Annotated in this window: 21 protein-coding genes; 9 read left to right on the forward strand and 12 right to left on the reverse strand. The window is 62.0% G+C overall.

The window, feature by feature from the left end; all coding sequences use genetic code 11:
• Nucleotides 1–210 precede the first annotated feature (210 nt).
• Both AC1RQ9_RS01200 and gorA read left to right on the forward strand, forming a co-directional pair.
• Entirely contained in the window at nt 211–1,089 is an 879-nt protein-coding gene (locus tag AC1RQ9_RS01200) for a ferredoxin--NADP reductase (protein ID WP_193733615.1), read from the forward strand.
• Between the two features lie 138 nt (nt 1,090–1,227).
• Complete coding sequence (gorA, locus tag AC1RQ9_RS01205) at nt 1,228–2,628, forward strand: glutathione-disulfide reductase (protein ID WP_485985269.1); 1,401 nt, start codon at nt 1,228–1,230, stop codon at nt 2,626–2,628.
• Between the two features lie 183 nt (nt 2,629–2,811).
• On the opposite strand, the gene AC1RQ9_RS01210 is transcribed toward gorA, so the two are convergent.
• Nucleotides 2,812–3,156: a hypothetical protein gene (locus AC1RQ9_RS01210; RefSeq protein WP_010507003.1), complete on the reverse strand. Its 345-nt coding sequence runs from the start codon at nt 3,154–3,156 to the stop codon at nt 2,812–2,814.
• Nucleotides 3,157–3,463: 307 nt separating this feature from the next.
• Between AC1RQ9_RS01210 and AC1RQ9_RS01215 the strand changes: the two genes are divergently transcribed.
• From AC1RQ9_RS01215 to gltX, 4 genes are all read left to right on the forward strand, one after another.
• On the forward strand, nt 3,464–4,867 hold the full coding sequence (locus AC1RQ9_RS01215) for a class II 3-deoxy-7-phosphoheptulonate synthase (RefSeq protein WP_485985270.1): 1,404 nt from the start codon (nt 3,464–3,466) through the stop codon (nt 4,865–4,867).
• 31 nt (nt 4,868–4,898) lie between these two features.
• Entirely contained in the window at nt 4,899–6,059 is a 1,161-nt protein-coding gene (locus AC1RQ9_RS01220; RefSeq protein ID WP_193733618.1) for a beta/alpha barrel domain-containing protein, read from the forward strand.
• A gap of 48 nt (nt 6,060–6,107) precedes the next feature.
• Complete coding sequence (locus AC1RQ9_RS01225; RefSeq protein ID WP_010506998.1) at nt 6,108–6,476, forward strand: hypothetical protein; 369 nt, start codon at nt 6,108–6,110, stop codon at nt 6,474–6,476.
• Between the two features lie 217 nt (nt 6,477–6,693).
• Nucleotides 6,694–8,031: a glutamate--tRNA ligase gene (gene gltX, locus AC1RQ9_RS01230; RefSeq protein WP_485985271.1), complete on the forward strand. Its 1,338-nt coding sequence runs from the start codon at nt 6,694–6,696 to the stop codon at nt 8,029–8,031.
• A gap of 137 nt (nt 8,032–8,168) precedes the next feature.
• On the opposite strand, the gene AC1RQ9_RS01235 is transcribed toward gltX, so the two are convergent.
• The 4 genes from AC1RQ9_RS01235 to rpsD all read right to left on the reverse strand — a co-directional run bounded on the left by AC1RQ9_RS01235 (nt 8,169) and on the right by rpsD (nt 12,691).
• Entirely contained in the window at nt 8,169–8,945 is a 777-nt protein-coding gene (locus tag AC1RQ9_RS01235; protein WP_485985272.1) for an RNA methyltransferase, read from the reverse strand.
• Complete coding sequence (cysS, locus tag AC1RQ9_RS01240) at nt 8,942–10,306, reverse strand: cysteine--tRNA ligase (RefSeq protein WP_485985273.1); 1,365 nt, start codon at nt 10,304–10,306, stop codon at nt 8,942–8,944. The genes AC1RQ9_RS01235 and cysS overlap by 4 nt, the downstream gene beginning before the upstream one ends.
• An 86-nt stretch (nt 10,307–10,392) precedes the next feature.
• Complete coding sequence (locus tag AC1RQ9_RS01245; RefSeq protein ID WP_193733622.1) at nt 10,393–11,955, reverse strand: peptide chain release factor 3; 1,563 nt, start codon at nt 11,953–11,955, stop codon at nt 10,393–10,395.
• Between the two features lie 118 nt (nt 11,956–12,073).
• Entirely contained in the window at nt 12,074–12,691 is a 618-nt protein-coding gene (rpsD, locus tag AC1RQ9_RS01250) for a 30S ribosomal protein S4 (protein WP_010506989.1), read from the reverse strand.
• A 315-nt stretch (nt 12,692–13,006) separates the two neighbouring features.
• Between rpsD and AC1RQ9_RS01255 the strand changes: the two genes are divergently transcribed.
• Nucleotides 13,007–13,555: an HdeD family acid-resistance protein gene (locus AC1RQ9_RS01255; RefSeq protein ID WP_485985274.1), complete on the forward strand. Its 549-nt coding sequence runs from the start codon at nt 13,007–13,009 to the stop codon at nt 13,553–13,555.
• Here the strand turns inward: AC1RQ9_RS01255 and AC1RQ9_RS01260 are convergent.
• Entirely contained in the window at nt 13,534–14,307 is a 774-nt protein-coding gene (locus AC1RQ9_RS01260) for an NADPH-dependent F420 reductase (RefSeq protein WP_485985275.1), read from the reverse strand. The two genes, AC1RQ9_RS01255 and AC1RQ9_RS01260, sit on opposite strands and share 22 nt — an antisense overlap.
• Before the next feature lie 123 nt (nt 14,308–14,430).
• On the opposite strand from AC1RQ9_RS01260, the gene AC1RQ9_RS01265 reads away from it, so the two are divergent.
• Nucleotides 14,431–14,778 carry a hypothetical protein gene (locus tag AC1RQ9_RS01265; RefSeq protein WP_485985276.1) on the forward strand — a complete coding sequence of 116 codons (348 nt, stop codon included), beginning with the start codon at nt 14,431–14,433 and terminating at the stop codon, nt 14,776–14,778.
• A 13-nt stretch (nt 14,779–14,791) separates the two neighbouring features.
• Here AC1RQ9_RS01265 and AC1RQ9_RS01270 read toward each other — a convergent pair whose 3' ends face one another.
• The 3 genes from AC1RQ9_RS01270 to alaS all read right to left on the reverse strand — a co-directional run bounded on the left by AC1RQ9_RS01270 (nt 14,792) and on the right by alaS (nt 19,338).
• The gene (locus AC1RQ9_RS01270; RefSeq protein ID WP_485985409.1) at nt 14,792–15,655 is read right to left on the reverse strand and encodes an endonuclease/exonuclease/phosphatase family protein; all 864 of its coding nucleotides are present in this window, start codon (nt 15,653–15,655) and stop codon (nt 14,792–14,794) included.
• A gap of 52 nt (nt 15,656–15,707) precedes the next feature.
• Nucleotides 15,708–16,400, reverse strand: coding sequence for a carbonic anhydrase (locus AC1RQ9_RS01275; RefSeq protein WP_193733626.1), 693 nt, complete (start codon nt 16,398–16,400; stop codon nt 15,708–15,710).
• A 295-nt stretch (nt 16,401–16,695) separates the two neighbouring features.
• Nucleotides 16,696–19,338 (reverse strand): alanine--tRNA ligase, encoded by a 2,643-nt coding sequence (gene alaS / locus AC1RQ9_RS01280; protein ID WP_485985277.1) that lies wholly within the window; start codon nt 19,336–19,338, stop codon nt 16,696–16,698.
• A 167-nt stretch (nt 19,339–19,505) separates the two neighbouring features.
• On the opposite strand from alaS, the gene tenA reads away from it, so the two are divergent.
• The gene (gene tenA / locus AC1RQ9_RS01285; protein WP_485985278.1) at nt 19,506–20,210 is read left to right on the forward strand and encodes a thiaminase II; all 705 of its coding nucleotides are present in this window, start codon (nt 19,506–19,508) and stop codon (nt 20,208–20,210) included.
• Here tenA and AC1RQ9_RS01290 read toward each other — a convergent pair.
• The 3 genes from AC1RQ9_RS01290 to AC1RQ9_RS01300 all read right to left on the reverse strand — a co-directional run bounded on the left by AC1RQ9_RS01290 (nt 20,132) and on the right by AC1RQ9_RS01300 (nt 23,505).
• The gene (locus AC1RQ9_RS01290; protein ID WP_193733629.1) at nt 20,132–20,656 is read right to left on the reverse strand and encodes a GtrA family protein; all 525 of its coding nucleotides are present in this window, start codon (nt 20,654–20,656) and stop codon (nt 20,132–20,134) included. The two genes, tenA and AC1RQ9_RS01290, sit on opposite strands and share 79 nt — an antisense overlap.
• Before the next feature lie 160 nt (nt 20,657–20,816).
• Entirely contained in the window at nt 20,817–21,908 is a 1,092-nt protein-coding gene (locus AC1RQ9_RS01295; protein ID WP_485985279.1) for an OmpA family protein, read from the reverse strand.
• Nucleotides 21,909–22,314: 406 nt separating this feature from the next.
• Nucleotides 22,315–23,505 carry an OmpA family protein gene (locus AC1RQ9_RS01300; protein WP_485985280.1) on the reverse strand — a complete coding sequence of 397 codons (1,191 nt, stop codon included), beginning with the start codon at nt 23,503–23,505 and terminating at the stop codon, nt 22,315–22,317.
• Nucleotides 23,506–23,780 lie beyond the last annotated feature (275 nt).

Here is a 23,780-nt window from a genome sequence, read left to right on the forward strand (position 1 = left end):
GTACGCGTGTGACGTGACATGCGCGCCCCGGAATGGGCATTATGTGGTGAATCTGCTTCCCGTGGCGCGTGATATGTTAGTTTTGTGCTGGAATTCCACGCTGTGGATGGCCTAAACATGCCCGCCTTAGTACTTATGTAGCTGTGGCCGGGCGCATGTTTCAGGGAATCCTGTGTCTGCGTCATATCCAGCCAGGAGAATGATAACCAGATGTCAGATACATTGATTGTGCCAACCGCCGAGACCATGCTCACTGGTCTTGCCCCGGTCGCGGGGCAGGAAGGCGTGTTCCACCTGGCTGAACCGACCAAGGAATACAGCCACCTGAATGCGGAAACCGTCCTGTCGGTCCATCACTGGACCGACCGGCTGTTCAGCTTCACCACCACGCGCGACCCCGCGCTGCGCTTCGAGAACGGCCAGTTCACGATGATCGGCATCGAGGTCGAGGGCAAGCCCCTGCTGCGCGCCTACAGCATTGCCAGCGCGAATTACGAGGACCACCTTGAATTCCTGTCGATCGCGGTGCCCGATGGCCCGCTGACCTCGCGCCTGCGCCATGTGAAGGTGGGCGACAAGGTGCTGATCGGCCGCAAGCCCGTCGGCACCCTGCTGCTGGACAACCTGCGTCCGGGCCGCAACCTGTATTTCCTGTCCACGGGCACGGGGCTTGCGCCCTTCATGAGCCTGATCAAGGACCCGGAATGCTACGAACGCTATGACCACGTGATCCTGAGCCACACGGTGCGGATCTCGGGTGAACTGGCCTATTCCAACCATATCCGCCACGAACTGCCCGAACATGAGTTCCTCGGTGAGGACGTGAAGGGCAAGCTGCTGTACTACCCGGCCGTGACGCGTGAGGAATTTGCCGTCACCGACCGCATCACCAAGCTGATCGAGACAGGCAAGATCTTCAGGGATCTCAATATCCCCGAACTGGACCCCGAACATGACCGCGTCATGATCTGCGGTTCGCCGGAAATGCTGGCCGATACGGAAAAGCTGCTGCAGGACCGTGGCTTTGACGAGGGGAACAATTCCAACCCCGGCGCCTATGTGGTGGAAAAGGCGTTCGCTGAACGCTGATCCCGTCCCAGCCCCGGCCAGTGGAAACATGGCCGGGGCTTTTTTTTATTGGTCCCGCCCCGCGTCCGGGCGGGATATTGCCGGAATGACGCATGCTGCACGCCGTCCTTCCGGCCGGAAGCAGGATGCACAACCGGCATGAGTTATGACTTTGATCTGTTTGTAATCGGCGCGGGTTCGGGTGGCGTGCGGTGCGCGCGCGTGGCCTCCAGCCATGGGGCGCGCGTGGCCGTGGCCGAAAGCCGCCACTGGGGCGGGACCTGCGTCAACCTTGGCTGCGTGCCCAAGAAACTGATGGTCCAGGCCAGTGAATATGGCGACTGGGTGGATGACAGCCACGGTTTTGGCTGGAACACGAAACGCGGGCAGCATGACTGGGCCGCGCTGATTGAAGCCAAGGACCGTGAGATCACGCGCCTGAACGGCCTGTATGTCTCGATGCTGGAAAAGGCGGGGGTAGCGCTGTTCACCGGCCATGCCTCCATCGAGGACGCGCATACCCTGCGCATCGACCCATCCCCGCTGGCGCCCCATGAAGCGCCCCGCCGGGTCACCGCAGCCCGGATCGTCATTGCCGTGGGGTCCACGCCGACGGCCCCGAAAATTCCTGGCGCGGAATACGCGATATCATCCGATCAGGCCTTTTACCTCAAACAGCGCCCGCAGCGGGTGTGCATGGTAGGCGGCGGGTATATCGGCGTGGAGTTCGCGGGGATATTCCGTGGATTCGGCTCGGAAGTCGATCTGGTCTACCGCCAGCAGCAGCCGCTGCGTGGCTTTGATGGCGACCTGCGCCATGCCCTGCATGACGCCATCGACCTGCGCGGTATCCGCCAGCATGTCAGCGCATCGCCCACCGAAATTGAAAAGAACGGAGATGGCAGCCTTGCCGTCACCCTTGATAACGGCACCCGGATCGAAACCGACTGCGTTTTCTTCGCTACGGGCCGTCACCCCAAGGTCACGGGTCTTGGCCTGACGCAGCTTGGTGTCGCGATGGAGGAAAACGGGCGCATCATTGTCGATGAAGGCAGCCAGACAACTGTGCCCGGCATCTATGCCATAGGCGACGTGACCAACCGGCTGAACCTGACCCCCGTGGCCATTGCGGAGGGGCATAACCTGGCCGACCGCCTGTTTGGCAGCGCACCCGCGCGTCAGTGGTCCTACGGCACGACGCCCAAGGCGGTGTTCTTCACCCCCGCCCTGGCCAGTGTCGGCCTGACGGAAGCCGAGGCCGCGCACAAGGGCGATGTGGATGTGTATGTCAGCCGCTTCCGACCCATGCGCAACACGCTCAGCGGTCGCCAGCAGCGTACATTCATGAAACTGGTGGTGGATCAGGCCAGTCAGGTCGTGGTGGGCGCGCATATGCTGGGCGATGACGCGCCGGAAATCATGCAGGGGCTGGCCATTGCCGTGACGGCAGGCCTGAAGAAGGGGGACTGGGACCGGACCATCGGCATCCATCCGTCCTCGGCGGAGGAATTCGTGACCATGCGCACCCGCACGCGGGTCACGCCGCATCACGTGGTCTGATACGGCCCATATAAAAAACCGTTGCCGGAACACTGACTGGCAACGGTTTTTTATGGTGTAACAGGGGGTAATCCCGGAAACCGGAGAAGTTTCTGGTGAAGCTTTTTTCAAAAAGCTTTCAGAGAACGCCGCCTTTTTAAAACAGGCGGCACCCCAGAACGTTTATTATTTCTGTAGCAGTTTTTAGCGGGGCGCGACCCAGCCATTGCCGGTCGAATCGCCCAGCTGGCCATCGCCATTGATCCCGCTGCTCTGGTACGCGCTGCCGAAGCGTGACAGGTCCGTGCCGGTCACCGAATCACGATGCACGTGTTCCAGATGGTCCGGGTCGGGACCATGGTTCAGTTCCATGGACGGCGCTTCCTCATAACCGGGCGGCAGGTGGTTGCGCTGGCCATGAACGGTCATCTTGTCTTCGCTCTGGCTGTTGCTGTCGTCACTGTTGTCGGGTGCGGCCATGGCCGTCACACTGAACAGGCACAACCCGGCTGCCAGGGCGGTTATGAATTTCCCACGTGTGGTGGCCATGATCCGTAATCCTTTTACCTGAGAGGGCACCATGCCAACCATGCCCCGTCAGGAGAAGCCGTGGTCTGGCAGGCCAACCATGTCACTTTTACATATGGGTGAAGCATGACTGTAATACGACCTGCATCTGTATGGATCGGGTCGGTTTGTGGCGTCAATGCAACATTGATTGCCCGCTGGCAGCATGGACGGAGGGACCGGGGCCAGAACAGGCTTTGCCATGCCGGGCTTTTTTCGACATAAAGGCTGCCCTTCCGCCGCTGGCGGTGGGGACTGTCTTGTATCAAGAGGAATTAGGATCCGACCCATGAGTGCGACGCACAGCCACAACAGTTCTTCCCGGCAGGCCTGGACGCCGGAGAGCTGGCGGTCGTTTCCCGCTCGGCAGATGCCGCGATATCCCGACGAAACCGCCCTGGAGGGCGTGGAGGCGCGCCTGCGCCGCTACCCCCCGCTGGTTTTCGCGGGTGAAGCCCGACGCCTGCGCGCCCATCTGGCCAAGGCCGCCACGGGACAGGCCTTCGTGCTGCAGGGCGGCGCGTGCGCCGAAAGCTTCAGCGAATTCACCGCCGATATCGTGCGTGACACCTTCCGCGTACTGCTGCAGATGGCCGTGGTGCTGACCTTTGGTGCAAAGGTACCCGTCATCAAGATCGGGCGTATGGCCGGCCAGTACGCCAAGCCGCGTTCGTCCGATAACGAGACGAAGGATGGCGTGACACTGCCGTCGTATCGCGGTGACATCATCAATGGTTCGGACTTTACGGAATCCGCGCGCATTCCCGACCCGAAGCGCATGGAAACCGGATATTTCCAGTCCGTTGGCACCATGAACCTGCTGCGCGCCTTCGCCAGCGGGGGGTATGCCAACCTGCATGAGGTCCATCGCTGGAACCTTGGCTTCGTCGAACGCTCGCCGCTGGCGCAGCGTTACGGGCTGCTGGCTGAACGTATTGGCGAAACGCTGGATTTCATGGCCGCATGCGGCCTGACGGCGGCCACCACGCCCCAGATTGACGAGACCGAGTTCTACACCTCGCACGAAGCCCTGCTGCTGCCATATGAGCAGGCGCTGACCCGCATCGATTCGACATCGGGCGAATGGTATGACTGCTCGGCCCATTTCGTGTGGATCGGGGACCGTACCCGCCAGCCCGATGGCGCGCATGTCGAATTCCTGCGTGGTGTGCGCAACCCCATCGGGATCAAGGTCGGTCCCACCACGACCATCGAAGACCTGGAACAGCTGCTCGACATCCTCAACCCCGGTGATGAAGCCGGGCGCATTTCGCTCATCTCGCGCATGGGGGCGGGCAAGGTGCGTGATCACCTGCCGCCGCTGCTCGAGAAAGTGATGGCCACGGGGCGGACGGTCACATGGTTGTGCGATCCCATGCATGGCAACACCAGTTCGACCTCGACGGGCGTCAAGACGCGGTCGTTTGATGCCATCCTGTCGGAGATTCACGGCTTTTTTGACGTGTTCGAGGCGGCCGGGGCCCACCCCGGCGGCGTGCATTTCGAGATGACCGGCCAGAACGTGACCGAATGCATTGGCGGTGCCCACCGCTTGACGGAAGCCGACCTTGGTGAGCGCTATGAAACCTTCTGCGATCCGCGCCTGAACGCGGAACAGTCGCTGGAGATGGCGTTCCGTCTGTCTGAAGAACTGAAGACGCGGACGCATCGCACGCAGGGCGGGGCACGCTAGTTCCGCCCGTATCGGGGGGATTGGAGGGGCTATGACCCATGGTGAGAAGGCAGGCCGGGGTGCGGGCGCGGTGGAACCGGATGTGATCGCCGCCCGCACGGATGCGTATTTCAACCGCACACGTGCCATTGTCGAACACTTTGGGGACAGGAAGGTGACCTATGCCGTCTTCCTGCGCCGCCCCGTCGTGTCCGCGCCACGGCTTATGGTGGACTGGCTGCATGCTGTCGCGGCCGAACGCGGGATCGATATCGAATGTGACCTCATGTTTCCCGAAGGAACATGGGTGGGCGCGGGCGAGCCCCTGGCCTATGTGACCGGATCGTTCGCGCAGCTTGCGGTGCTGGAGACGCTGGTGCTCCAGCGTCTTGGCCCGGCCTGTGTCGCCGCCCACAATGCCTACCAGATGTCCATGGCGCTGCCGCATGTGCGCTTCATGGCGATGGAGGCACGGCACTGCGCGGGTTTTGGCATGCAGGAACAGATGGCCTATGCCGCCTCTGTCGGCAGTCATGCCGCCCAGAAGGAAGGCGCGCTGGGCTTTGTCGGCAGCGCCAATGATGCAACGGCGCATTATTTCGGCACCACAAAGGGTCTGGGCACGATGCCGCATGCGCTGGTGGGCTATGCCGGGTCCACCCTGCGGGCGGCCGAGATGTTCCATGAGGTCTATCCCGAAATGGACCTTGTGGTGCTGGTGGATTATTTCGGGCGGGAGGTGACGGACGCGCTGGAAGTCTGTCGCCATTTTCCCGACCTGGCGGCAACCGGGCGACTGGCCGTGCGTCTGGATACGCATGGCGGCCGCTTTCTGGAGGGGCTGGACCCACAGTCGTCCTATGACGTGCTGGAACGCCACACGCCGGGCAGCATACGGCGATACCGGTCGGACAAGGAACTGCGCTACCTTGTGGGCACGGGGGTTTCGGCCGCCGCCATCTGGCGCATGCGTGAAGCACTGGATGAGGCCGGGTTCGCGCATGTGCGCATCATCGCGTCATCGGGGTTCAGCGTGGAAAAGTGCCTCAGCATGGCTGACGCCCATGCCCCGGTCGATGTGATCGGTACCGGTTCCTTCATTCCCGACCACTGGTCGGAAACCTATGCCACGGCCGATATCGTGGCCTATGACGATGTGCCACGGGTCAAGGCAGGGCGTGAGTTCCTGCTACGCCATATGCGCAACCGCTAGGCCGCAGGCCCGCGTCGCGCGCACGAACGCATAACGAAAGGCTTCATCTTGTCAGAAACCATTTTTGCCCCCGAAGGGGGATGGCGCGTGCGGATTCTGGATCTGTCAGGCGGTGCCGAGGACAATATTGTTGAGGAAGTTGGTGGTTTTCCCGATCTGATCCAGGCCAATGCCTTTGCGCGCGCCTATGTGCGCGACAGCATCGAACGCTGCCGCATGCCCGGCCTGTCGGCGGCCGACATCCTCAAGGCATGGTTTTCCTTTGGTGAGGACGCGGAAGTGCTGGAAGCGGGCGATCAGGGCTGGCGTTCAGCCAATGAACTGGATGATTTCGCAGCCCATGCTGCAAGTCCGATGGAGCGCGACTGGCGTGCATTTGACCCCCGCCGTGGCGGTGACGAGGATGACGAGGCGTAAGAACATCCGTAAATCCGTAAAAGTATAAAAGTTTTTGGGTGCCGCCTTTTTCCAGAAAGGCGGCCTCTTTTGCAGCCCGCCTGAAAACACTTTCCCAACGCGCATCCGGCATCCATACCGGCGTGTATCGGACCGTCCCGGAAGGGGTGGTGCATTCCGCACCGGATTGCGCATGTGTTCTCTGGCATTCAGAGCATAATCGCCGCATATAGGGGACATGAAACTCCGTTTTGCGCCCAGCCCGACCGGGCTGATCCATGTCGGCAATGCGCGTCAGGCCATTGCCAATGCCCTGTTCGCCCGCCGTCACAATGCACAATTCCTGCTGCGCATTGACGATACCGATCGCGGTCGCTCGAAAGAGGAATACGTGCAGGCCTTGCAGGACGACCTGCGCTGGCTTGGCATTGGCTGGGATGAATTCGTGCGCCAGTCGGACCGGCTGGACCGTTACGCGCTGGCCATTGAACAGCTGAAGGCCAGCGGGCGGCTTTATCCGTGTTTTGAAAGTGAACAGGAACTGGCGTCCAAGCGCGAGGCCCGTATCCGCATGCGCAAGCCGCCGGTCTATGACCGCGCCATGCTGCGCATGACGCCCCAGCAGCGCGCGCAGGCCGAAGCCAATGGCAAGGTGCCATACTGGCGTTTCAAGCTGTCCGATCACCGCACGGTGGAATGGAATGATCTGGTCATGGGGCCGTCGCGCGTCAAGCTGCCTGCCATTTCCGACCCCGTTCTGGTGCGCGCGGACGGAACGGTGCTGTACACGCTGGCATCCGTCGTGGATGACATGGAACTGGGCATCACCCACATCATCCGCGGTGAGGACCATGTGACCAATACCGGCGTGCAGATCGACATTGCCGAGGCGCTGGGGGCAAAGCGCAACCAGTTTACCTTCGCACACCTGCCGCTGCTGCTGGACGAGGGCGGTGGCAAGCTGTCCAAGCGTTTTGACGGGCTGTCGATTCGCGCGTTGCGGCAGGACGGAGTCGAGCCTTCGGCCATCGTGTCCTATCTCGCACGGCTGGGCAGTGCGGATGACCCGGCGCCGCTGTCGTTTGGTGAACTGGCCAAAAGCTATGACCTTGGCCGGATCTCACGTTCTGCCGCGCGCTTTGACATGCGGCAGTTGCTGGGCCTGAACCGCCGCATCATGCATGCCATGCCGTTTGAGGAAATCCGTGCCCGCCTGCCTGAAGGTGCTACGGAAGCCTTCTGGCTGGCGGTGCGGGGCAATGTGGATATGGCGGGGGAACTGCGCCACTGGTGGGACGTCGTGGCCGGTGAGATCATCCCGCCGGTGATCGAGGAGGAGGACCGTCCCTTCCTGCTCCAGGCCCTCGAGTCGCTGCCTGCGGAACCGTGGGATGAAACCACGTGGAAGACATGGACCACGGCCGTGAAGGACGTCACGGGTCGCACTGGCCGCGCCCTGTTCCACCCGCTGCGCCTTGCGTTGACGGGCGAAGACAGTGGGCCGGAAATGCGTGACCTGCTACCGCTTATGGGTCGGGCGCGCGTGGTCGACCGGCTGCAGATCGCGGCACGCTGATATGAAAAAAGCCCGGTTTTGCACCGGGCTTTTTTTAATGGAGAAGGATTGGAAATAATAAAAGTTTTTGGGTGCCGCCTTTTTTCAAAAAGGCGGCGTTCCTTGAAGCTTTTTGAAAAAAGCTTCACCAAAAACCTTTATTCCTTTCGCGCCTTGCGCCCACGGGACAGTTCCGTCACCACGCCATGCAGCGTGCGCAGTTCCTGTTCCGTTACCTCGCCGCGCAGGAAAAAGTGGCGTAGGTTGCGCACCATGCCCGGCCGCTTCTGTTCATTGCGCAGGAAGCCGCATTCATCCAGATCAGCGATCAGGTGGCGCATGAAGTTGTCCAGTTCGCCACGGGTCGCCACATGCGTCTCGTTGGTCATGAGCGTGCGCGGTGGCGTATCGTCTGCCGCCATCCACCACTCATACGCCATGATCATCACCGCCTGCGCCAGGTTGAGCGACATGAAGGCGGGGTTGAGCGGATAGCGGATCAGCGCATCGGCGCGGGCCATGTCCTCATTATCCAGCCCGGCGCGTTCGGGGCCGAACATCAACCCGACCTTCAACCCGCGATCCGTCATTTCACGCAGTTCGGCAGCGCCGCCGCGCGCGGTCAGCACCGGTTTTACGATATGGCGTGGGCGGGGGCAGGTGGCAAAGACGTGGTGCAGGTCGGCCACCGCGTCATCCACCGTGTCAAACACCTGCGCGGATTCAAGGATACGATCGGCACCCGAGGCACTGCGCCATGCGCGTTCCTGCGGCCAGCCGTCACGCGGGGCGACAATGCGCATGTGGAACAGCCCGCCATTGGCCATGGCGCGCGCCGTGGTGCCGATGTTTTCGGCCATCTGGGGCCTGACAAGGATCACGACCGGGCTGTTGCCGATGGGGCCGATATTCGCCCCGCCATCGCGGCCGGTCATGCCTGCCTCCATGTCGTGCCCTGCGGCCCGTCTTCGAGCACGATGCCCTGTGCCGCGAGGTCGTTGCGGATTTCATCCGCGCGGGCAAAATCACGGGCCTTGCGGGCTGCCAGACGTTCCGCGATCAGGCGTTCGATATGCGCCGGGTCAACCTTCGCATCACCACGGAACCATGCCTCCGGCGTGCCCTGCAGCAGACCCAGTAGGTTACCTGCCGCCTTTAGCTGTGCCGCAGCCCCGCTGTCGCCAGCCATGGCGGTATCGGCCAGTGCATGCATTTCTGCCAGCGCGCGTGGCGTGTTCAGGTCATCACACAGCACCTGCACCACGCTATCGGGCGCGGGTACGGGGGCCTGCATGGGGTCAAGGTTTTCCAGCGCACGGTAGAAGCGGTCGAGCATCTGGCGGGCTTCATTCAGCCCTTCGCGGGTAAAGTTCAGCACCGAACGGTACTGCGCGCGCAGCAGCAGTAGGCGCAGGGCTTCGGCGGGCGTGTCACGCAGCACGTCGCGCACGGTCAGGAAGTTGCCGAGGGATTTCGACATCTTCTCCCCGTTCACCAGCAGCATGGCGTTATGCACCCAGTGATTGGCAAAATGGCCATGCGGATGGCAGCACATGCTCTGCGCGCGTTCGTTTTCATGGTGGGGGAACAGAAGATCCGATCCGCCACCATGGATATCGAAGCTTTCGCCCAGGTAACGCTGCGACATGGCCGAACATTCGATATGCCAGCCCGGACGGCCCCGGCCCCATGGGCTGTCCCAGCCCGGTGTCTGGTCATCGGACGGCTTCCACAGCACGAAATCACCCGGATCACGCTTGTAGGGGGCCACTTCCACCCGCGCGCCCGCAATCAGGTCATCGGGCGTGCGGCCCGACAGCGCACCATAGGATGGGTAGGTGTTCACCGCGAACAGGACGTGCCCCTCGGCCTCATAGGCATGGCCGGTTTCGATCAGGCGGGCGATCATGTCCTGCATCTCGCCAATATGGTGGGTCGCGCGCGGCTCCACATCCGGTGGCAGGATGGAAACGGCGGCCAGGTCTTCATGGAAATCTCGGATGGTGCGCGCGGTCAGGTCGGCAATGGATTCGCCATTGGCGTGGGCGCGGGCATTGATCTTGTCATCCACGTCCGTGATGTTGCGCACGTAGGTCACGTGCGGATACAGGTGGCGCAGCAGGCGTACCAGCACATCCGCCGTCAGCATGGCGCGCAGGTTGCCGATATGCGCCAGATCATAGACCGTGGGGCCGCAGTAATAGACCCGCACGTTGTCGGGTGCCAGCGGGACGAAGGGAACGGTGCTGCGCGTCCTGCTGTCGTGCAGGTGCAGGCGTGGCTGTATGTCGGACATGATGCGCCTAGATGCGACAGACAGGCGGGATTACGCAAGACCTCATCTGTGCCTGTAATGCGGGCCAGTCACGCTGGCCCGCCCGGTCAGGCGATTTCCTGCCCGATCTGCTTGATGTCATGGAATGTAAGGTCCGGGTTGCCTTCCGCCGTGCGCTTCATCATGAACGCCGATGACGCAAGGAAGACCGGATCCCCATCAATATCATCCGCCATGGCCGTGCGGTTGGCCATGCAGAAGGTCTCCAGTTTCTCACGCGGGCCGGTCACCCAGCGGGCAAGGTTGTAAGGTGTCGATTCGAAGCCGATCGCAACCCCGTATTCCCCCTTCAATCGCGACTGAAGCACGTCAAGCTGCAGCGTGCCGACCACGCCCACGATGGGTGGCGCGCCATCTTGCGGGCGGAACAGCTGGACCACGCCTTCTTCCGCCAGTTCGGTCAGGGCCTGCCGCAGCTTCTTGGCCTTCATCGCATCATCCAGCCGCACCCGGCGCAGGATTTCAGGCGCGAAATAGGGCACGCCGGTAAAGCGCAGGTCCTCGCCTTCCGTCAGCGTGTCACCAATACGCAGCGTGCCGTGGTTGGGTATGCCCACCACGTCGCCCGCGAACGCTTCCTCGGCCAGTTGCCGGTCACGCGCGAAGAAGAACTGTGGGGTGTGCAGCGCGAACTGCTTGCCGATGCGCACATGCTTGAGCCGCATGCCGCGCTGCAGCTTGCCCGAACAGATGCGGGCAAAGGCCATGCGGTCGCGGTGGTTGGGGTCCATGTTGGCCTGGATCTTGAACACCAGCGCGGTCAGGGCCGGTTCATCGGCGCGCACGTTGCGGGTCTCGGTTGCCTGGTCACGCGGCGGCGGGCCGAAGGCGGCCAGCGCATCGAGCAGGTCGGTCACCCCGATTTCCTTCATCGCACTACCGAAGAACACCGGCGTCAGGTGTCCGGCATTGAAGCTTTCCAGATCGAATTCCGGCAGGGCCGCCTCAACCAGTTCCAGTTCCTCGCCCAGCTGCACCATGCGCGGGTCGGTCTGGTCCAGCGGCTCGGTCACATGCAGTTCGCGGTGGCGGATATCGTAGGTGCCAACAAACTTGGCGGCACGCCCCACCGGCCATGTGGCGGGCGAGGTATCGAGTGCCAGCGAGGACGAGATTTCATCCAGCAGGGCAAACGGATCCTGCGATTCGCGGTCCATTTTGTTGATGAAGGTGACGATGGGAATATCGCGCAGGCGGCAGATTTCGAACAGCTTGCGTGTCCGGGCCTCGATCCCCTTGGCGGCGTCGATCACCATCACGGCGGCATCCACTGCCGTCAGCGTGCGGTAGGTATCTTCCGAGAAGTCTTCATGACCCGGCGTGTCGAGCAGGTTGAAGATGCAGCCGCCATATTCGAACGTCATGACTGATGTCACGACGGAAATGCCACGGTCGCGCTCGATCCCCATCCAGTCCGAACGCGTGCGCCGCCGCTCGCCCTTGGCCCGCACGTTTCCCGCCATCTGGATCGCGCCACCGGCGCGCAGGATGCGTTCGGTCAGCGTGGTCTTGCCCGCATCAGGGTGCGAGATGATGGCGAAGGTGCGCCGCCGGGTAATTTCGGCGGCAAGCGGGTTATCGGCGGCGGTGGCGGTCACGGTCTTGTCCATTCCTGCGGCTGGCCCGATGGACGGAAGGCGGAAGCGGGCAGGGGCCAGAAACGCGGACGCCGGACGCGGGGACAAAACCCCACGTCCGGCGTCACGCCTGCCCGGTTCCGGGACTTGATCAGCGAGAGTAGAATTCGATGACCAGGTTCGGTTCCATCTGGACCGGATACGGAACGTCCGACAGCTTGGGGCTGCGCAGGAAGGAGCCCTTCATCTGGCGGTGGTCCACTTCCATGTATTCCGGCACGTCGCGTTCGCCGCTCTGTGCCGCATCCAGCACGATGGCCAGCTGCTTGGACTTTTCACGCACTTCGATCACGTCGCCATCACGAACCAGGTAGGACGGGATGTTGACCTTGCGGCCGTTGACCGTGATGTGGCCGTGGCTGATGAACTGACGCGCCGCGAACGGGGTGATCGCGAACTTCAGGCGGTACACGACCGCGTCCAGCCGGCGTTCCAGCAGGTCGATCAGGTTTTCGGAGGTATCGCCCTTGCGGCGGACGGCCTCGTCATAATACTTGCGGAACTGCTTTTCGCCGATGTTGCCGTAATAGCCCTTCAGCTTCTGCTTGGCCATCAGCTGCACGGAGAAGTCGGAAGGCTTCTGCTTGCGGCGCTGACCATGCTGGCCGGGGCCATATTCGCGCTTGTTGACCGGGGACTTTGCACGGCCCCACAGGTTCACGCCAAGGCGACGGTTGATTTTGTACTTGCTCTCAAGGCGCTTGCTCATCTGCGCGCTCTCTCTTCATTCATCTGCATGGCATGCGGTCTGACCGCCTGTCATGTCGTTGCACCGGTAGGTCCTGTTCCGCATGAACAGGACGGGCGCGATCCGTATTACCGGCACCGGGGAGCAATCACCCATGGGCACCAGCCGTATCGTCCACGTTCCCGGCAGTCGGGCGCGTATAGAAGTACTGTGCCCGTCCTGTCAATCACCGTGCATCATGGCGCCGTATCCAAAAGCCTGTATCGCACAGTGCTGCTGGCCTGTTATTAAACGGCAACCGGAAAAATATATTACAGGAATAAGGGGTTTTTGTGCATGGAAACGCCATTTACGCAGCGCTGGGGGCTGTTTGTCGGCCTTGGCGCCATATCGTTCGGTCTGGGCATCATGGCGTGGGTGGATGCGCTGGCGGTATCGCTGGCCAGTACCATCCTGCTTGGGGTGCTGCTGTTTGTCGCCGGCACGGTGCAGCTTGTGCATGCCTTTGTCGTGCGTGACTGGAGCGGGCGGTTCATGTCCATCCTGGGCGGCGCGCTGTATATCCTTGCGGGCACGATGATGATGGAAGAACCGACCACCGGTTCCATGGTCATCACCCTGTTCATTTCCGCCTGCCTGGTTGTGTCGGGCATCGCGCGTATCGTCATGGCGTTCCAGCAGCGCGGCCTGCAGGGATGGTGGCTGATCCTGCTTGGTGGACTGATCAGCCTGCTGGTGGGTGTATGCCTGTATGCGACGCTGCCGTGGTCGGGGCTGTGGCTGATCGGCACGTTTGTCGCGGTTGAACTGATTGCCGCGGGCATTGGCTGGATCCAGTTCGGCCTTGCCCTGCGGCAGGCCGCCTACATCCCGCCCGAGAACTGAGTGGCAAGGTTTCGGTCAATGGGATTGTTGGCCGAAACCCCCAGCAGGTTGCGCAGGTCGGTGGCGTTCATCCGGGCCTCGAAACCGGGATTGCCGGGCTGGAACAGCATGGCTGTCGAAAGGGGACCGACCATGACGGGATCAAACCCTGCGTCATGGATCAGCCAGCCCGCCACATACAGTGCCTGCACCACATCGCCCGCCATGGGCAGGGCCAGTCGCGGGGGCGTGCGGAATGTATCGGCTTCCAGCGTGGTCATGTCCTCGGAATTGAAGGCCCGCACGATCGACGCCTGCGGGAACAGCGCCTGCGTGGTCAGACCCGCCCCCTTGCGCAGCGCCAGCCGCCCGATCTTCCCATCCCGCCAGCCATAGGGATTGGTCGGGTCGATAAGCGGTTTCGTCCCCACGATCGACCCGATGGTGTGCCGCAGCTGGGGCAGCGCGCCATAGGGGACCGCCAGCACCACGGCGTCACCAAACTTGGCCGCTTCCTGCGGCGTGCCATCACGGGCGAGGGGGTAGAGTTCCGACGCCAGCTTTTTCGCTGGCCCTTTGTGGATGTCGGAAAACATGACCTGGTGTCCCGCCCGGGTCCACAGATGTCCCAGCGTGCTGCCGACATGGCCCGACCCGATCATGCCGATACGCAGCGGCCGGCGTGCATGGGCCACCCCCGGCAGGCTGGCAGGCAGCAATGCGCCTAGTGCGGCAAGCAGGCCGTGTCGGCGGGTCAGTTTCGGGGCTGGCATGCATCTCTCCTGTTCTGGCGGTATGTGGTAGTATGGCACGGGATGGCTTAATCCAATGGTTGGTTCTTTGCCGACCTGTCGGATATATGGCACAGACTTGGCTGAAGCAGGAGTACAGCGTCAATGACCGATACCCCCGATCAGGACCGGACCGTGGTCGCGCAGTCCGCTGTTCCCGCAGGCGTGGAGCACCCGGTCGAAGCGCTGCATGAAGCCGTGCAGGAAGACGAGGCGGCACTGGCCGCCACCACCGTCCCCGATCCCGGCCCGGTGCCGGAAGCCCAGACACAGGTCGTGCCAACGGACAGTGACGCCGTGGCGACCAGTCAGGCCGCCGCCACGGCGGCCATGGCCCCTGAATTCATGCCATACAGGGAACTGTTCCAGCTTATGGGTGCGATTGTGTTCGTTCTGATCGTGCTGGCGGTGGGGTGGAACGCCATGCACGCGTCCGGTATCTGGCCGGAATGAAGCCCTGATCCGGTCAGGGCGTGCCATGTGCGTCAGGTAGTGACAGCCAGACCGATACGGGACAGTGATCGGACAGGCGCGTGGTGTCGTCGTGCCCGTTTTCACGGTACAGCATGACGCGCAGGCTGTCTGGCCGCAGCCATTCACGCGCGGGGCCACCGGCGATGATATGGTCGATGAAATAATTTCCCTGCGCGCAGGGACTGGCGCGACCGGCCGTGGCCAGTGCCAGCGGGCCGTTTTCGGACAGTGCGCGCCATGCGGGATCGTCGGGCGCCAGCAGGCGGTTGAAATCGCCCATTACGACAAAGGCCTCCCCTTCGTCCTGCCGTTCCATGATCCAGTCCTGAACGATGGCGATCTGGCGCATCAGCGTCTGGCAGGCCGGTTTGCGGGCTGCTGGCTGTGAATCGCGGCATCCGGCCTTCAGGTGGACCACCAGCACGCGCAGGCTGTCGGCGCCCTGACCTATCGTCAGGTCAAGCCCGGCGCGCAGGTGATGGGGGGCAGTGGAGGGATAGACATCCAGCGCCGTGACATCCGCATGTCGCATGACCACAAGGTCCGCGCGCACCGCCACGGCGACTTTCTGCACGACGGGGGCATCTGAAATGATGATGCGGTAGCGTGGGGCGGGAAACAGCTGGGCGGCAAGCTGCGGGCTGTCGATTTCCTCCAGCGCCGCGATATCGGGGGCCAGGCGGCTGGCATAATGCGCCAGCCGATCCATCTCCGCCGGGGTGCGTGGCGTGACATCGGGGGGCAGGGCAGGGTCGCCCTGCGGGCGCATGGTCAGCCATTCAAGGTTCCATGTGGAAAGCTTGAGGTCGCCCGCAGCCTGCGCCCCGGTGGGCAGGACAAGCAGCGCAAGGGCCACGGTCAGGCGGGACCATGCCTGCCGCAGCCCCGGTCCCGGCAGTGGGCCAGGATTATGGCGTGGTGGTATCAGCCGCCCGCTGCGCCTGCAGCTTGGCGATGGCTTCGTCCACATGGATGAACGTGCGTGACGTTTCATCCAGTACGACAACTTCCCCGCTGGCGATGTCATAGAACCATCCCTGCAACGTCAGGGTGCCGCGGGCAAGCCCCGCCGCGACGGCGGGATGGGTACGCAGGTGCGCGATCTGCAACTGCACGTTCTGTTCCGACAGGCTGCGCACGCTGGCGGGACCTGCGTCCGATGCCTCCAGCACGGCGCGCGCGGCTTCGGCATTGCGCAGCCAGCTTGCCACCGTGGGCATCCTGTTCAGGTTGCTGGCTTCGGGATCGAGCAGGGCCTTCATCGCGCCACAGTTGGAATGGCCGCATACGATGATATGCGAAACCTTCAGCGCGCTTACGGCATATTCGATGGCGGATGACACACCGCCCAGCATTTCCCCATAGGCGGGTACGATATTGCCGATATTGCGTAGCACGAACAGGTCGCCCGGCTGGGTCTGCGTGATCATGCTGGGGTTTACCCGGCTATCGGCGCAGGCAATGAACAGCGTGTCGGGGGACTGGCTTTCCGCCAGGCTTGCGAACAGTTCACGGTTTTGCGGAAAGACTTCGGTATTGAACCGCTCCACGCCATGCAGCAGGTCAATAAGGGTATCACGGGCGGTATGGGTCGCGGGCATTGTAAAATCCTGTCACCTGAATGTCCGGATAAAGACAGATCCGCCCACCGCAATGATGTCGCGGCGCGATCCGGCGGCTGGGGTGGTATCCCATGATATCTGTATCATGGGAACACCTGCGGGGCACAATTGTTTCTTCTGTGCGGGTTGCGGGAAATACTATGTAACCACAATATAATTAATAAACATTCACTTTCTGTATTGCAGTATTCATGCATCGCAGATGGGGGCGTACAGCACAACGGCGCACCAGGTGCGCCGTTGCATGTCCGTTATGTCTGGACGCGGCCGGGGATCAGCCCGGCTGCATGGCGGTGCGCACGGCGTCGAGTGCAGCCTCCACCTTGCTGGTGTCCGGGCCACCGGCCTGCGCCATGTCGCGACGGCCACCGCCGCCCTTGCCGCCCATGGCGGCACTCGCGGCGCGGACCAGCGTTACGGCGTCAACCTTTTCCGCCAGGTCAGGTGTTGTGGCGACCACGATGCTGCCCTTGCCATCCGCGGTGGAAATCAGGGCGATCACGCCCGACCCGATTTCCTTGCGCAGGGAATCGGCCAGCGGCTTGAGTTCCTTGGGCGGCAGTTCGCCCACGTTGCGGGCATCGAGTTTGATGCCATTGATTTCCACGATCGATGCCGCCGACTGGTTGCCCGATGCCAGTTTGCGCTGCAGGTCGGAAATCTGGCGTTCCATCACCTTGCGTTCTTCCAGCAGCACCGAAAGGCGCTCGGGCGCTTCCGCAGGCGGCACGCGCAGCATGGCGGCCATCTGGTTCAGGCGTTCTTCGGTGGCGACGGTGGCATTCTGCGCGGACAGGCCGGTCACGGCCTCGATCCGCCGCACGCCCGATGATACGCCACTTTCGGACGTGATGCGGAACAGGCCGATATCGCCGGTGCGGCGTACATGGGTGCCGCCGCACAGTTCGATCGACCAGCCCGCGCGCCCGTCCTCGGGGCCGCCCATGGAGACCACGCGGACCTCATCGCCATATTTTTCGCCGAACAGGGCCATAGCTCCCTGTTCAATGGCTTCTTCCGGCGTCATGTGGCGGGTGGCGACTTCCGTGTTTTCACGGATGCGGGCGTTCACCTCCGCCTCGATATCGGCCAGTTCTTCCGGCGTGATCGGGCGTGGCTGGCTGACGTCAAAGCGCAGGCGGTCGGGCGCGTTCAGGCTGCCTTTCTGCGTGACATGATCGCCCAGCCGGCGGCGCAGGGCTTCATGCAGCAGGTGGGTTGCGGAATGGTGCGCGCGGATGGCGCTGCGGCGGTCGTGATCGACCTGCGCGGTGACCGCCATGCCGGGCTTGACCGTGCCTTCGATGACCGTGCCGTAATGCACCAGCAGGTCGCCCAGCTTCTTCTGTGTATCGGTAATGGCGATGTGCAGGCCGGGGGCCGTGATGGTGCCGGTATCGCCCACCTGGCCACCGCTTTCGCCATAGAACGGGGTCTGGTTCAGCAGCAGGGCGACCTTGGTGCCGGGGCCAGCACTGTCCACCTGCGCATTGTCCACGACCACGGTCTGGACTTCGGCATCCGAGGTCTCGGTGGTATAGCCAAGGAATTCGCTGGCGCCGAAGGTATCACGCGCCTCGAACCACACGGTTTCGGTGGCACTGTCGCCTGATCCGCTCCATGCCGCGCGGGCGCGCTTGCGCTGCACATCCATGGCCTCGTTGAAGCCTGCGACGTCAACGCTGTGGCTGGTGCCACGCAGGGCGTCCTGTGTCAGGTCAAGCGGGAAGCCGAACGTGTCATACAGCTTGAAGGCTACAGCCCCCGGCAGGGGCGCGCCATCGCCAAGGTGTTCCGTCTCGTCCGCCAGCAGCGACAGCCCACGGTCCAGCATGGCCTTGAAGCGTTCTTCCTCGCCCTTCATCGTGCCCTCGATCAGGGCGCGGACATGGATCAGTTCGGGATAGGCTTCGCCCATCTGCCGGATCAGCGCGGGAACCAGTTTGTAGAATGTCGGCTCCGTCGTGCCCATCATGTGCAGGTGGCGCATGGCGCGGCGCATGATGCGGCGCAGCACGTAGCCCCGCCCGTCCTTGGACGGCAGCACGCCATCGGCAATCAGGAACGAGGTGGAGCGCAGATGGTCGGCCACCACGCGGTGACTGGCATTGAACGGCCCGTCCGGGTCCTGTCCCGTGACCTCGGCCGAGGCCAGGATCAGCGCGCGGAAGGTATCGGTATCGTAGTTGTCGCGCTTGCCCTGCAGGATGGCGGCAAAGCGCTCAAGCCCCAGCCCGGTATCGATGGACGGACGCGGCAGGGGCGAACGGGTGCCGGGCGGATTCTCGAAATACTGCATGAACACGAGGTTCCAGATTTCGGTAAACCGGTCGCCGTCCTCATCGGGGGAACCTGGGGGGCCGCCCGCCACTTCGGGGCCGTGATCGTAGAAGATTTCGGAGCACGGGCCACACGGGCCGGTATCGCCCATGCGCCAGAAATTGTCGGAGGTGGGAATGCGGATGATCCGGTCATCCGACAGGCCCGCGATCTTGCGCCACAGGGTGGCTGCTTCCTCATCATCGGCATAGACGGTGGTCAGCAGCTTTTCCTTGGGGAGCCCGAACGTGCCGGTGACCAGTTTCCAGGCCAGTTCGATGGCTTCGGCCTTGAAATAATCCCCGAACGAGAAATTGCCCATCATCTCGAAAAAGGTGTGATGGCGGGCGGTGTAGCCCACATTGTCCAGGTCGTTGTGCTTGCCGCCCGCGCGCACGACCTTCTGGGCCGTCGTGGCACGGGAATAGGGGCGCGTTTCCTGCCCGGTGAACACGTTCTTGAACTGCACCATACCAGCGTTGGTAAACAGCAGTGTCGGATCGTTGTGCGGCACCAGGGACGAGGACGGCACGATCTGATGCCCGTTCCCCGCGAAATAGTCGAGGAAGGTGGCACGAATGTCGTTTGTTGTGGGCATGGCGGGAAACAGACGATCCTGTATTGAAGGTATAGATGTAAAACCGGTTTCATTCACCTAGCGCACGTAGCGCCAGACCGGAAGTATGAACATGCGTGTTGTGCCCATATGGCTGTTGCGTGCCATGCGTGGCGCAGGGCGGACAAAACCGCGGGAAGGGAGAAAACATGACCGGGGAATGGCAGGCGGAACGTGAGTGGCCATTGCTGACGCAGGGGCTTGCCGGCCGCCTGCGTCGGGATTGCATGAAGCAGTGGCTGGATTTTGTGGGACATCCGTTCGTGCATGGCGTGGCCGATGGCACGATGGCGGTGGAGGCGTTCCGCAACTTCCTGATTCAGGATTACCTCTATCTGGTCCAGTACGCCCGCGCCTGCGCCCTGCTGGTTCACAAATCGGATACCCTTGCATCCATGCGGCATGCGGCCGGTCTGCTGTCGGGCATACTCGATACCGAACTATCCATGCATGTGGGCTACTGCCAGCAGTGGGGAATAGGGGATTCGGCGCTGGAACAGGCAGAGGAATCAATCGAATTACTTGCCTACAGCCGTTTTATACTTGACCGTGCACAGACGGGCGACATGCTCGACCTGCTGGTGACACTCGCGCCATGCCTGATCGGTTATGCCGAGGTGGGGGCACGACTGCATGCCAGTCCGCGCACGCTGCGCGAAGGCAATCCATACTGGTCATGGATCGCGTTATATGGGGGAGATGAATATACCGCGCTGGTGGAAGACGGCATCCGTCGCCTGGATGAAGTGGGCGCGGCCTATGGCGCGCAGGCGCGTTATCCGGCCTTGCTGCGGGAATTTACAACCGCCGTGCGGCTGGAAACCGTATTCTGGACCACGGCGCGTTCGGGCTGAAACGGGACAATTTCCGCCGTCGTGCGTTCGGGTTGGGTGGATTCGGGATGAAAAACAAGCTTCCGGCTGATATGGAAGTTCGCCATCATCCCTGCCGCCGCCCCTGCCGCCAGCGCCAGAACGGGATAGGCCTTGAATACGGGGGAAAGGTGGAACAGCGTGAATACGCATCCACGATTGAGGAAGAAGCCCAGTGAATTGCCCGCAAGGAAACGCAGCCACTGAATGACGAAATGATGCTGGTTGCCAACGTTGTGGAAGGTCCACAGGCGATTGATCAACCAGTTGATCGATGCCGCAATGAAATATGCGGCAATGGTGGCAATCGTCAGGCCCACGAAGGGGCGTAGGCTATAGACCGTTCCCGTATCCCAACACAGCCCCAGAAGACCAACAACACCAAATTTCAGGAACTGTGTCATTTTCTGGGAAGATAGAATTGGCAAGACATTATCCTTCTGCCTGCGGACAGGCGACCATCACATGAACAGGTCTGCATGTGATACTGCGGCTCCGCGCTGAGCGGATATGTCATACGATATAACACGATCTGAATGAAAGGAGAAAAGAGGCAGATCAAAGCCTCTTTTCTTTTCTTTACATTGATTAGTGCAAGATGATCTCGACGCGACGGTTCTGGGGCTCACGCGTGTCGGGGCCGGTCGGCACCAGCGGGTGGGCTTCACCATAACCATGGATGTCGATGGCGTTGGCGGGCACGCCGTCACGGATCAGTTCAGCCTTCACGCTGTCAGCACGACGCATGGACAGGCCAAGGTTGTACTTCTCACCACGCGGGCCGGGATGGGCCGAGGTGTTGTCGGTGTAGCCGTTGACTTCGATGCGGGTCGTCTGGACGTGGGTGGACGCCTGGGCGGCCTCTGCCACGATCTCACGCGAGCGGCCGGTAAGGGCTGCGCCGTCCCAGTCGAAGAACACCAGGTAGGTACGGGCTGCAGTCGGTGCGGGCGGCACGACGGCAGGGGCCGGCGGCGGCGGCGGCGGCGCGTTGTTGAACGCGTAGCGGACACCGACGATGAACTCGTGGTTGAAGCGGTGGTCGAAGCGGACCGCCGTGTTGCCGGAATGGATGTTACCCATACCGAAGTCTTCAACCTGACCAACCATGCGGTATTCGGTGGTCATCTGCAGGCCGGACACGCCCGGGATGTCGTAGGCCGCACCAACGATACCCTGATAGGCGAAGCTGCCGTTCGTGCCCGTCATACGGCCGCCCGTGGACATGCCGGTAACGTTCGCGTTTTCCCACAGGTAACCGGCACCGGCACCGACAAACGGCGTGACAGGCACGTCGATGTTGAACAGACGCTTCAGGTCGATGTCATACAGTACGTTGATGAAGCCGCCATAGGAACGGTCATGGCCCTTGGTCTTCTCGGAACCGACGCTGTTGATCGCGGTCCAGCTGTAGGCACCTTCGACTTCGGCGCGCAGGCCGTTACCGAAACCCCAGCCAACATTGGCGAAGCCGGTCCAGCCATGGCCGTGACGGACGTGCTGACCACCGTCGCCACCCGGCATGTCGGGCTTGTCCTCAGCTGCACGTCCGTGCTGGGTCTGAGTCAGATCATAACCACCGCCAATGCCAACATAGGGGCCGGTGATGGTGGTCGCTTTGGCGGCGAACGGGGCCGCTGCCAGCAGGCTGGTAGCCAGTAACGCTGCGCGAAGACGCATGTTTCAGTCCTTAACTCTGTTGTTGCAGGGCAGAGCCCTATCTTGTGGTCGGGCAATGGATTTGCCCCGAGACAGGGCAGCCTGAGATTACCCGCAAGCTATGATGCGGGATTAGCCTGTCTGGGCTGACTTGAGAATGGGCAAAATGCCGCATGCCACTGAGGTGTGGCGAAAAACACACATATCTTTCAGGGCATTTGGGGCCACTTCGTGAAAAGTCCCGATTTTATAAGGTTTTTTTTGAAGTCCGATAATAGACCCCTTTATTTTGCATAGGACAGTGCCGGAAACGGAAGGGCTGATTCGTGCCCTGTAATGCATCGGAACGATTCGATATGGAAAGGGGAGCATCCTGCGCTCCCCTTTGTAAAAATGTCTATTTTTCAGTTTATTGCAGTATGTGTCGTCAGTGCAGGATAATTTCGACGCGACGGTTCTGCGGTTCACGCGTATCGGGCTGGGTGACCACCAGGGGATGGGCTTCGCCATAGCCATGGATGTCGATCCCGCTGGCGGGTACGCCGTCACGGATCAGTTCGGCCTTCACGCTGTCCGCGCGATGCAGGGACAGGCCAAGGTTATACTTTTCGCCACGTGGCCCGGGATGGGCTGATGTGTTGTCGGTATAGCCGTTGACCTCGATACGGGTTGTCTGGACATGGGTGGAAGCCTGCGCCGCTTCCGCCACGATCCCGCGCGCGCGATCGGTCAGCACCGCGCCATCCCAGTCAAAGAACACGAGATAGGTCCGGGCCGCGCTGGGGGCGGGCGGGGCTACGGCGGGTGCTGGCGGCGGTGGCGGCGGCGCGTGGTTGAAGGCGTAGCGGACGCCCACGATGAACTGGTGGTTGAAGCGATGGTCGTAGCTCAGCGTGCGGTCGCCGCCGCCTGTCTGGTTGATATTGCCCATGGCGAAGGATTCCACCTGTCCGATCATGCGGTATTCGGTGGTCATCTGCAGGCCGGGTACGCCGGGGATGTCATAGGCGGCACCCACGATGCCCTGATAGGCGAAGCTGCCATTCGTGCCGTTCTGGCGTATGTTCAGGCTGCTGGTGATGGGGGTGCTGGCATCCACGTTCTGCCACAGGTAACCGGCGCCGACACCGACGAAGGGTGTCACGGGCACGTCGATGTTGAACAGGCGCTTGAGGTCGATGTCATACAGCACGTTGACGAACCCGCCATAGGATCGGTCACTGCCACTGGTCCGGCCGCTCTGGTGGCGTCCATCGCCCGTGGAGTCCCGATAGCCTGTCAGGGCGGACCAGTTGTAATCCCCTTCGATTTCAGCGCGCAGGCCATTGCCGAAGCCCCAGCCGAACGTGGCAAACCCGGTCCAGCCGTCGCCATGTTCCATGCGTTCGCGTGAATGGGCTTCCTTCAGCAGCCGGGCATTATCCGATGCGTCAAGGTAACCATCGGTTTTCACGTTGTTTTCGTACTGGTTCCTGTCAAAGCCATGGGCATGCTGGGTCTGGGTCAGGTCGTAGCCGCCGCCAATATCGACATAGGGTCCTGTAATCGTTGTGGCCATGGCGGTGGCGAATGGCGCCGCGCCCAGTGCGGTCACCAGTAATACCATGCGAAGACGCATATTCCCGTCCTTAAAGATACTCGATCAGACGCCTTCTTGTTTGTGGAGATGGGGGCATGTTCCACACTGGCCTGATGCATGTTGATACAGTTGGCCCGGGGGCCATTATCGCAATGCCAGCGGGAAGGGGCTTAGACGGGAATGCCGGGAAACCTGCCCGCACCTGTCCATGGCTGGATCGTTGTGCGGACCAAAGATTGAGATAGTATTAAATGCCCTTTCCCCATCGGATCGGTCGGAAAAGGGCGTTGTACAAATATCACATGGACAGATGC

The sequence above is a fragment of the Komagataeibacter ossonobensis genome (genome assembly GCF_057359305.1).

Excerpts from the sequence above, each read along its gene's own strand:
- AC1RQ9_RS01235 (WP_485985272.1), bottom strand. The coding sequence starts at position 8,945 with ATGACCGGCCGCGATGGCGGGGCGAATATCGGCCCCATCGGCAACAGC.
- AC1RQ9_RS01210 (WP_010507003.1), bottom strand. The coding sequence starts at position 3,156 with ATGGCCACCACACGTGGGAAATTCATAACCGCCCTGGCAGCCGGGTTG.
- AC1RQ9_RS01200 (WP_193733615.1), top strand. The coding sequence starts at position 211 with ATGTCAGATACATTGATTGTGCCAACCGCCGAGACCATGCTCACTGGT.
- gltX (WP_485985271.1), top strand. The coding sequence starts at position 6,694 with ATGAAACTCCGTTTTGCGCCCAGCCCGACCGGGCTGATCCATGTCGGC.
- AC1RQ9_RS01255 (WP_485985274.1), top strand. The coding sequence starts at position 13,007 with ATGGAAACGCCATTTACGCAGCGCTGGGGGCTGTTTGTCGGCCTTGGC.
- cysS (WP_485985273.1), bottom strand. The coding sequence starts at position 10,306 with ATGTCCGACATACAGCCACGCCTGCACCTGCACGACAGCAGGACGCGC.
- AC1RQ9_RS01300 (WP_485985280.1), bottom strand. The coding sequence starts at position 23,505 with ATGCGTCTTCGCATGGTATTACTGGTGACCGCACTGGGCGCGGCGCCA.
- alaS (WP_485985277.1), bottom strand. The coding sequence starts at position 19,338 with ATGCCCACAACAAACGACATTCGTGCCACCTTCCTCGACTATTTCGCG.
- AC1RQ9_RS01295 (WP_485985279.1), bottom strand. The coding sequence starts at position 21,908 with ATGCGTCTTCGCGCAGCGTTACTGGCTACCAGCCTGCTGGCAGCGGCC.
- AC1RQ9_RS01245 (WP_193733622.1), bottom strand. The coding sequence starts at position 11,955 with ATGGACAAGACCGTGACCGCCACCGCCGCCGATAACCCGCTTGCCGCC.
- AC1RQ9_RS01275 (WP_193733626.1), bottom strand. The coding sequence starts at position 16,400 with ATGCCCGCGACCCATACCGCCCGTGATACCCTTATTGACCTGCTGCAT.
- AC1RQ9_RS01220 (WP_193733618.1), top strand. The coding sequence starts at position 4,899 with ATGACCCATGGTGAGAAGGCAGGCCGGGGTGCGGGCGCGGTGGAACCG.
- rpsD (WP_010506989.1), bottom strand. The coding sequence starts at position 12,691 with ATGAGCAAGCGCCTTGAGAGCAAGTACAAAATCAACCGTCGCCTTGGC.
- AC1RQ9_RS01260 (WP_485985275.1), bottom strand. The coding sequence starts at position 14,307 with ATGCCAGCCCCGAAACTGACCCGCCGACACGGCCTGCTTGCCGCACTA.
- gorA (WP_485985269.1), top strand. The coding sequence starts at position 1,228 with ATGAGTTATGACTTTGATCTGTTTGTAATCGGCGCGGGTTCGGGTGGC.
- AC1RQ9_RS01215 (WP_485985270.1), top strand. The coding sequence starts at position 3,464 with ATGAGTGCGACGCACAGCCACAACAGTTCTTCCCGGCAGGCCTGGACG.
- AC1RQ9_RS01265 (WP_485985276.1), top strand. The coding sequence starts at position 14,431 with ATGACCGATACCCCCGATCAGGACCGGACCGTGGTCGCGCAGTCCGCT.
- tenA (WP_485985278.1), top strand. The coding sequence starts at position 19,506 with ATGACCGGGGAATGGCAGGCGGAACGTGAGTGGCCATTGCTGACGCAG.